10 protein-coding genes and 1 riboswitch are annotated in these 9,357 nt (G+C 29.0%); of the genes, 1 reads left to right on the forward strand and 9 read right to left on the reverse strand.

Annotation, left to right across the window (positions count from 1 at the left end; genetic code table 11):
• Positions 1-80: 80 nt before the first annotated feature.
• The 9 genes from yqeC to IAA47_05710 form a co-directional block, all read right to left on the reverse strand.
• Positions 81-1,367 carry a putative selenium-dependent hydroxylase accessory protein YqeC gene (yqeC, locus tag IAA47_05670; protein MBU3842456.1) on the reverse strand — a complete coding sequence of 429 codons (1,287 nt, stop codon included), beginning with the start codon at positions 1,365-1,367 and terminating at the stop codon, positions 81-83.
• Positions 1,368-1,497: 130 nt separating this feature from the next.
• Positions 1,498-2,274 (reverse strand): MetQ/NlpA family ABC transporter substrate-binding protein, encoded by a 777-nt coding sequence (locus tag IAA47_05675; protein ID MBU3842457.1) that lies wholly within the window; start codon positions 2,272-2,274, stop codon positions 1,498-1,500.
• Positions 2,275-2,306: 32 nt separating this feature from the next.
• Positions 2,307-3,089 (reverse strand): MetQ/NlpA family ABC transporter substrate-binding protein, encoded by a 783-nt coding sequence (locus tag IAA47_05680; GenBank protein ID MBU3842458.1) that lies wholly within the window; start codon positions 3,087-3,089, stop codon positions 2,307-2,309.
• Positions 3,090-3,112: 23 nt separating this feature from the next.
• Positions 3,113-3,760, reverse strand: a complete 648-nt coding sequence (locus tag IAA47_05685; GenBank protein MBU3842459.1) for an ABC transporter permease — start codon at positions 3,758-3,760, stop codon at positions 3,113-3,115.
• A complete protein-coding gene (locus IAA47_05690; protein MBU3842460.1) occupies positions 3,750-4,760 on the reverse strand; it encodes a methionine ABC transporter ATP-binding protein in 1,011 nt (336 codons plus the stop codon). The genes IAA47_05685 and IAA47_05690 overlap by 11 nt, the downstream gene beginning before the upstream one ends.
• An 82-nt stretch (positions 4,761-4,842) precedes the next feature.
• Positions 4,843-4,930, reverse strand: a riboswitch (SAM riboswitch).
• An 84-nt stretch (positions 4,931-5,014) separates the two neighbouring features.
• Positions 5,015-5,947, reverse strand: a complete 933-nt coding sequence (locus IAA47_05695) for a flavodoxin family protein (protein ID MBU3842461.1) — start codon at positions 5,945-5,947, stop codon at positions 5,015-5,017.
• 35 nt (positions 5,948-5,982) lie between these two features.
• Positions 5,983-6,867 (reverse strand): hypothetical protein, encoded by an 885-nt coding sequence (locus IAA47_05700; protein ID MBU3842462.1) that lies wholly within the window; start codon positions 6,865-6,867, stop codon positions 5,983-5,985.
• Between the two features lie 57 nt (positions 6,868-6,924).
• Positions 6,925-7,359, reverse strand: a complete 435-nt coding sequence (locus IAA47_05705) for a MarR family transcriptional regulator (protein ID MBU3842463.1) — start codon at positions 7,357-7,359, stop codon at positions 6,925-6,927.
• 87 nt (positions 7,360-7,446) lie between these two features.
• The gene (locus IAA47_05710) at positions 7,447-8,778 is read right to left on the reverse strand and encodes an MATE family efflux transporter (GenBank protein MBU3842464.1); all 1,332 of its coding nucleotides are present in this window, start codon (positions 8,776-8,778) and stop codon (positions 7,447-7,449) included.
• Between the two features lie 319 nt (positions 8,779-9,097).
• Here IAA47_05710 and IAA47_05715 point away from each other — a divergent pair.
• A partial coding sequence (locus tag IAA47_05715; GenBank protein ID MBU3842465.1) for a glutaminase occupies positions 9,098-9,357 on the forward strand: 260 nt, incomplete at its 3' end.

Genomic DNA, 9,357 nt, shown 5'->3' on the forward strand with positions numbered 1-9,357 from the left:
TCTTTCCCCAAGATATTTTAATATAGATTAGTAAAAACAACAGAGTTATCAAGTTCTCTGTTGTTTTTATTTTTTGTATTTTATTTATGTAAGGATTTGATAAGGTTATACTCTTCAGGAGTATCTATATCTAAAAATTCAAATTTATTAGGAAACTCTACAAAGGAGATAAGAGGTGAATTTTTAATAACCTTTTTTCCTCCTACATCACCAGAGAGGTTTAGTAACTCTCTTTTTTTTTCTTTTGGAAAAAATACTGGGGAGAATCTTTCCCCTTCAGCTCTAGGAATAGTGATATATTTATATTTTAGAAAGTTGAAGTATATTTTTAAAAGAGTATCTCTAGTTAAAAGTGGCTGATCTCCAGTGAAAAAAGCAATCCCTTCTCCAGTAGCATTACTAATTCCTAATTTTATACTCTCACTCTGTCCCAGGTGAGCTAATTTATTTTCTAAATATTGATAGTTATATTTTTTAGATAAATTTTCTACCCACTCCTCTCTCCCACAAACATATATATTATAGAATGGAATATATGAGAGTTTTTCAAAAGTATAATCCAGTAAGGTGGTATCTTGATATGGTAGTTTTAATTTATTTTCTCCCATTCTACGTGAATATCCAGATGCCATTACAATAGCATCTGTAGGAGAATATTTAAAAAATGTACCTTCTTTTATTGAACCTAATATTAGCTTATAGGATAGATTTTTTTTGTATAAAAGGTTACAAACTTCTAAAGCAGTTGAAAATCTATTTAGATAATTATCTCCATCAATTCCATTAAAGAAGATATATTTATTATTAGAAGATGAATTTTTGAAAAAATCTCCCTTAAAAATATAATCAACTAAAAATTCTTTATCTACAATCATATTGATAAAATTTTTAAATTTTTCTTTAAAAATTTCAAATCGATGAATATTGGATTCGTTTAATTTTAAATTCAAGATATCTAAATTAACTACTCCAATTACCTTATTAGAAAAAGATGGAATACAAGGTTCTGTATCATTCCAAGCTTTTATCTTTAGTTCTTTAGCTCCATCTCCTTCAATTAAAATATAGTCAAATTTTTCCTTTAAATCAAATATTTTTTCATAGGAAAGAGAGTATAATTTACTATTTTCTATTCTTTCTCCATAGATAATAATATTTTTATTATTTCCCTTAATTTTACTATCTGATGTTATTAATTCTTCAAAATTATCAGGATGTGGAACATAAATTTTAGTAGTTGTAGTAACAAGAACTCTACCTAGAGAGGCAAGTTCTCTAGCTAAAGAAAACATTAAAGAGGTTTTCCCACCAGCCCCTGTAATAGTTATAATGTCCCCTTTTTTTATATCAAATTCTTTTAGTAACATATTTTCACCTCACTTTTTTTATATTTTAAAATAAAATTTATTTAAAGTCTATAAAAAATAAAATGAGAAAACTTTACAATAGTTATTACAGTAAAATTTTCTCATTATAATCTAATTTTTAATTATTTATTTATTTCCAAGCAGGGATATATCCACCTTTAAATGTTTCAAGAATATAATTTTTTATCTTATCACTTTGGAAAGTTTTAATAAGAATTTTGATATCCTCTCTATTCTCATCTTCAGCTCTTACAGCAAAAATATTAACATATGGAGATTTAGAAGCATCTTCTAATAAAATAGCATCCTTTGTAGGAATAAAACCAGCTTCTAGAGCATAACCTCCATTGATGATAGCAGCAGTAACATCAGGTAAAACTCTTGGAAGTTGAGGAGCTTCTATTAGCTTAAACTTTAATTTTTTAGGATTTTCTACAATATCAAACTCTGTTGCTAAAAGATTAGTAGGATCTTCTAATTTAATTAGTCCAGCATTGTGTAACATAATAAGAGCTCTTCCAGCATTGGTAGGATCATTAGGAATAGCTATTGTAGACTTTGCTGGGATCTCATCAATAGATTTGTATTTATTAGAATATAATCCAAGAGCTACAACATAAGTTTCACCAGCAGATACTAAATTTAACCCTTTATCTTTACAGAATTGATTTAAATATTGAATATGTTGAAATGAATTTACATCTATAGCACCATCAGCTAAAGCTAGATTAGGAGTTACATAGTCATTCATTTCTACTATTTCTAGTTCAACTCCTTGAGATGCTAAATCCTCTTTTATAAGATTGAACATTTCAACTCCAGGATAAGAGCTTGTTCCTAGTTTAAGAGTTTTTCCAAATGTAAGCCCAGATAGAGCTAGTAAAAATAATATTATTAGTTTTTTCATAATTCCCCCTAGATGTTTTAAAATTTCAAGATTTAGAATGCAGCAACTACTCCACCATTGTAGTTAGCTAAAATATATTGTTTTACTTTTTCACTTTGAAGAGCTTTGATAAGTTTTACTATATCCTCTTTATTTTCATCCCCAGCTCTTACAGCTAATATATTAGCATATGGTGATTCTTCACCCTCTAAAACTAAGGCATCTTTTACTGGAGAAAATCCAGCTTCTAAGGCGTAGTTTCCATTTATTACAGCGGCAGCAACATCAGGTAAAACTCTTGGAAGTTGAGGAGCTTCAATAGGTTTAAATCTTAATTTCTTAGGATTTTCTACAATATCAAACTCTGTAGCATATAAGTTATTAGGATCAGCTAATTTAATAAGTCCTTTGTTGTGTAGTAATATAAGAGCTCTTCCTCCATTAGATGGATCATTAGGAATAGCTATTGTAGATTTTGCAGGAATATCCTCTAAACTCTTATATTTTTTAGAAAAAACTCCTAACGGTTCCACATGGATTTTTGCAGCAGAAACAAGTTTTAAATTTCTTTCACTTGCAAATTTTTCTAAATAAGGATAGTGTTGGAAATAGTTAGCATCAATCTCTCCATCAGCTAATGAAAGATTTGGAGTTACATAATCAGTAAACTCAATAACCTTTAAATCTACACCTTGAGCTTTTAAATCATCTTTAACTAAGTTTAAAAGTTCAGCATGTGGAACTGGAGTAGCTCCAACTTTTAATTCTCCAGCTAAAGAGTTAGCTCCTAAAGCTAATAGTCCTGCTAATAAAAGTGTTTTTAATGATAGTTTCATATTATCCTCTCCCTTGTTTTATATTATCTGTTTTTCTTTGCTCTGTAAACTAGGTAGTTTCCTAGTGATTGTAGAAGTTGAACTACTACTATAATAACTAATACAGCATAGATCATAATATCTGTCTTAAATCTTTGATATCCAAATCTGATAGCTAGATCTCCTAGTCCACCAGCTCCTATTGTACCAGCCATAGCTGAAAATCCAATAAGACTTACTACTGTAACTGTAATTCCATGAATTATATGAGGCATAGTTTCAGGAATCATAACTTTAAAAATTATAGTCCAGTTATCAGCTCCCATACTAGAGCTAGCTTCAATAAGTCCCTTATCAACTTCATTTAAAGCTCCCTCTATCATTCTTGCAACAAATGGAGCAGCAGATATAGAAAGTGGAACTATTGCTGCAGTACTTCCGATTGTTGTTCCAACTATTATTCTAGAAAGTGGAAATAATAGAATCATTAGGATAATAAAAGGAAAAGATCTTAAAGTATTAATAACAAAATCTAATATTTTATTTAGTTTTGGTCTTTCTAATATATTTCCCTCTTTAGTGACTGTAAGAAGTATTCCTATTGGAAAACCTATTACCAATGAAAAAAGTGTTGAGAAAAAAACCATATATAATGTTTCAAGTGTAGATGTCCATATCATATTAAATACCATTGTATATCACCTCTGTAAGTACTCCTGCTTCATTTTTAAACCAATTGATAGCCTCTTTTTGTTGCTCCATATCTCCAGATAGCTCTATGAATAGATGTCCAACTTTCATAGTAGCAAGATTATCAATTGAACCACCAATAATACTAAAGTCTATATTGAAAGTTCTAGCAGCTTGAGATATGATAGGATCATCAGCTATTGTTCCTAAAAACTCAAGTTTAACTATTGACTTTCCTTTTGTCTTCATAATCTCAATCTCTTTTTGTTCTACTCCAGGTAGATAAGAAATTAATTCCTTTGTTACTTCTGATTGAGGATTAGAGAAGATGTGGTGTACACTGCCAGTCTCTACTATTTTTCCATCAGCCATAACAGCTACTCTATTACAAATGTCTCTAATTACTTCCATTTGATGAGTTATCATAACTACAGTAAGTCCAAATTGTTTTTGAATATTTTTTATTAACTCTAGAATAGCTTTAGTAGTTTTAGGATCTAGAGCAGAAGTAGCTTCGTCAGAAAGTAGAATGTCTGGATTATTAGCTAAAGCTCTAGCAATGGCTACCCTTTGCTTTTGTCCACCAGATAGTTGAGAAGGATAGTAGTTTTCCTTATCAGATAGTTCTACTACTGCCAATAACTCTTTAACTCTTTTTTCTATGTCAGCTTTTTTCCAACCAGCTATCTCTAAAGAGAAAGCTACATTCTCTCCAACTGTTCTAGAAGCTAGTAAGTTAAAGTGTTGGAAAATCATTCCTATTTTCTTTCTTCTTTCTAACAAGTCTTTTTTTGAAAGAGCTGTAATATCTACACCATCTACAATAATTTTACCGCTAGTAGGCTCCTCAAGTCTATTCAAAAGTCTTATAAGTGATGATTTACCAGCTCCACTCAGTCCAATTACCCCAAATATATCTCCAGTTTTTATTGTCAATGATACATCTTTAACAGCGTGATAACCATTAGGATATACCTTATTTATATTTTGTATCTCTATCATCTGTGTCCCTCCTGTTGATTTTTATGATAAAAAAAATCTCTATTACCATCAAGTAATAGAGATATAATAGAGTCTTAACTTCTATCCATCTTTCTGGAATTAGCACCACACTTCTTAAGCAGGTTGCTGAAACGTCTTTGGGCCAGTCCCTCAGTTTCTCTTGATGGTAAATTTATTTGTTAGAGCTATGATATAATTTTTTTATGAAAATGTCAATAGTTTTTTTATTTAATTAAAGTAAATCTTATATAAAATTATTTTTTGGGGATAGATGGAGTAATAAAATCTTTATATTTTTGTAAACGAGTTTTATATTCTTCGGTTTTTTTAGCTTCTATCAATTTTCCTTCATTTGTTTTAATATCATTCATGTGAATGAATTTACCAGAAAGAGTATTATGTGCATGTTCTAGTTGTTCTTCGGGAAAGATAAATTTTAATTTTCCTTCAGCAATCTCAAAACTTCCTTCTATTCCACAAAGACAGCAGATAGCACTTCCATCATTTTTGATATAAAAGTTTCTACTGTGGCAATGTGGACATATTCCTAAATCACCTTTGAAAGTTGCATTTTCGATATCTCTTGCTGCTAAAGTTAAATTTCTTCCAATTTCTTGAACTCTTTTGATTTTATCATCTTCTAATATAATACCTTTAGACCAAGGGAAAACTTCGTTATCTATTGTTTTCCACATAGGAGTTAATGAAAGCATTTCACAATCACATTGAACCCTAGTAGTCCAATCAGATCCTCCAATACCAATATAAGAGATAACTTTGTTTTTTAAATTTTTTTCATCAGGAGCAATTCCACCGTTTTCTTCAGCTATCTTTTTGGCCACAATATTATTACCTCTATCCATTCTAGGTCCGAAACGATCTACTACTGTTCTAAATATACCAGCTGCTCCTTTTTCGAAGATAGGAACAGTAAAGATAATTCCATCTGCATCTAACATTTTTCCTTTTAACCATTCGAAATCATCTTTCAAAGAGCAAATATTTCCTTTTCCTGTCATAAGGGCTTTTACACAAGCTATACATCCCGTACAGTGTTTTATATTTAAGTCTAAAAGTCTTATAAATTCTACTTCTGCTCCTAGTTTTTTAGCCTCCATAAGAGCTTCTTTACACATTGCATCGTTATTTCCATTTTTTGTTCCTGCTGATATTCCTAATATTTTCATTTTATCTCATCCTTTCTATATATTAGATTTTAGTATTAATTAGTAAAATGGTACTCAGTTCCATCTCTTAAAAAGTCTCTTTCAGCATGTTCTTCTAAAAATATACTAACTATATCTTTATAAGGTGTTAAATAAGGGAAAGTACTATTAGTAGTTGCCCAAGTAGGTTTTTTTACTTTAGGTGGATTTTCAACCCAGTTTTTTCTCCAAGCATTAGAATCTCTATACCAAAACTCTATTACTCTCACAAAAGGAGAAGTTTTAGGTTCGATAGCTTTGTAAGAGAAACATCTAAGTAGATCTTTTTCTTTAATAATTTCTGGTATAAAATCATTATAAAACCATTTTTCTCCCTCACTTTCTTTTACACCTTCAGGATATTTTAAAGCCACGACAAATCTATAAAATGGTCCATCATCACTAGTAAGTCCATAGCCTTTAAAGTCATCATCAATTCTTCTATTTACAAAAACAAAGGCAGCAGGATGAGCATTTTTATTTTTTTGAGTTCCCCAATCAGCTCTCTTTGTTGAATCTGTTGGATTTCCAATCATCTCATTATAACCTTCAACCCATACTTCACTCATAGCTGTACCTTGATTTAATTCATCTTCCATAGAAAATGGATCCTCTCTCCAATAGTGTTCAGTCATTCTCCAGTTATATGCTCCATATTTTTCTCCACCTTGAGGTATAGGAAGAGCTCTATAAGTAGAGTATCCAGCTAATATAGGACCATTGATATTAACAGTATCTTGTGCATGATATTTGAAAAGCCATCTATTTGCTTTTGGTAGATCATTAATATCTGTTAAATTTAAAATTAAATAACTTCTTTTAAGTTGAGAAGCTAAAATAGGATTAGTAAGCACTAAAGAACAAAGTAATCCTAAAATAAAAATAATTCCTTTTCTTTTCACTAAATACTCCTTTTTTATGTGGTTAAACACATTTTTTATTAAAAAAATAGAGTAAAATTACTCTAAATTTTTTATAATTTTATCTAAAACAGCTGAAAAAATATTTTTTTCCTCTTCAGATACATTTTTAAAAGCTGTATCCAGATTAGTTTTAACAGTTTTTACAACATCTTTTTGTACCTTTTTTCCTAACTCTGATAGAAAAATTAAGTTAATTCTTTTATCAAGAGGAGAGGTCTCTTTTATAATTAAATCTTTTTTGATAAGAGCATCGATTAATCTAGACACGCAGGTATGATCTTTTCCAATTAAAGTCCCAATTTGGTTCTGTGTAAGTCCATCATTTTCTAGTAAAAAATTGATAACTCCCCATTGCTCAGGAGTGATAGTAAAATCATTCTCTTTCAATTTTTTACCAAAATTTAATGTCGTTAATCTAGAAGCTTTATCTAATTTAAAACCTATAGATTTTTTAAAATTATAATCACTCATAATTTCTCCCTTTTCCATTTAAGTGTTTAAACACATATTCTTTATATCATATATTATAAATTTTTTCAAGTAGTTATTAAAATAAAATTATCTATTTCTCTTAAAAAGAAGTAGTATATCTTTTCTAAGTAGAATACAACTAAAAGTAAAACACATAAAATCTGCTGTAGGCAAAGATAGCCATACTCCAGTTTCCTTTAAGAATATAGGAAGGATAATTATAGCTATGATAAAAAATACGATACTTCTTAAAGAAGAGATAAGATTTGAAAGTTTTGTCATTCCTTTAGATTGTAAATATGAGATATTAATAAAATTTGCCCCTTGAAAAATAATAGCACTAGAAAATAAAATTAATCCATGAGAGGCTAAATTTATAAGTGGAGCATCATTATTAAAGAGTTTAACTAAATTTTTACCATATGAGATAACTCCTAATAATATTGAAGAGGATATAATAAAAGTAACTATATGTCCAATTTTAAAAGTTTTTCTCACTCTTTCAAGCTCTTTTAGTCCATAGTTATAGCTAATAATAGGTTGTATTCCTTGAGAGAGTCCAGTGAATAAACATCTAAAAACATAGCAAATATATGCAACAATACAGTAAGCTGATACTCCAATTTCTCCTAAAAATTTCATAAATGAAATATTAAACAAAGCGTTAGTAATCGCAGCAGTGAACTCTATAGTAAAAGATGGAAATCCTATAGAGATAATATTTTTGAGAAGAGTTAGTTTTAATTTTTCAAATTTATATTTAAAATTACAATCTATTCTGAAAAAATATCTTACTAAGAATAAGAAAGATAAAAATTGACCAATAGCAGTAGCAAAGGCTCCACCAAAGACTCCCCAATGGAAAACAATTATAAAAAGCCAATCTAAAAATACATTAGTAACAGCTCCTATAACCATAGAGATAAAAGCATAAACAGGGGATTTATCATTTCTAACTACAGCATTCAAACTATTAGATAGCATCAAAAATATCATTGCAATAACACAGGTATACAGATATATTTTAACTTGATTAGCTAACAATTCACTTGAACCAAGTAAAGAAATTAGTTTATTTCCACTAAGTAAAACTACTGATAATATAAAAATATATGAAAAAATATTCAAAGTAATTATGTGTGAAAAACAGAGATTTTTAAATTTAATATTTTTAGGACGTAAAGATATCAGGGTAGCTCCACCTGTTCCAATAAGCAAGCTAACTGCAATTCCTAAATTAATAATGGGATAAGCAATATTGACAGCAGCAAGGCCATCAGCTCCAACTCCTTGTCCAATAAAAATTCCATCTACAATAGCGTATAAAGCATTAACCATCATCCCTGTAACAGAGGGAATTGAGAAATTAAAAAACAGTTTTGAGATAGAATCTCTTTTTAAATCAATAGCTTTAAACATTTTTCCTCCTAAATAAAACACTTCATTATGATATGATAAAAGATAAAATAAAAATAATCAAGAGTTAATGATAAAATATACATTTATTATAAATATATTTTACATATAAAAAATAAATTGTTTTTTATAAATAAGAAATTTCATTTTTTTGAAAAATAGGATATACTATATATATCATTCCTTATTTAAAAAATATATTGCTTACATTGAAAAAATAAATAAAAATAATTGATTTTTTATCAAACAGACTATATAATTATATTGTAGTGATTTGAAAAAAAACAAAAAATATTATTTTTAGACGAAGAGGTGTTTTTTTATGCAAGAATTACTTAATAAATTAGTTAAGAAGAATGTGGTTCTTACAAAGGATGGAAGAGTTGCTGATTATATTCCAGAACTGGATAAAGCAAAAAAAGATGCTTTAGGAGTATGTATACTAGATAACGAGGGAAATAGATATACAGCGGGTGATTGGGAGATAAAGTTCACAGTTCAAAGTATATCAAAGCTTGTAACTCTTATGTTGGCTATTTTGGACAATGGAGAGGAGTTTGTCTTCTCAAAGGTAGGAATGGA

This window comes from Candidatus Fusobacterium pullicola (assembly GCA_018883725.1).
GTDB lineage: Bacteria > Fusobacteriota > Fusobacteriia > Fusobacteriales > Fusobacteriaceae > Fusobacterium_A > Fusobacterium_A pullicola.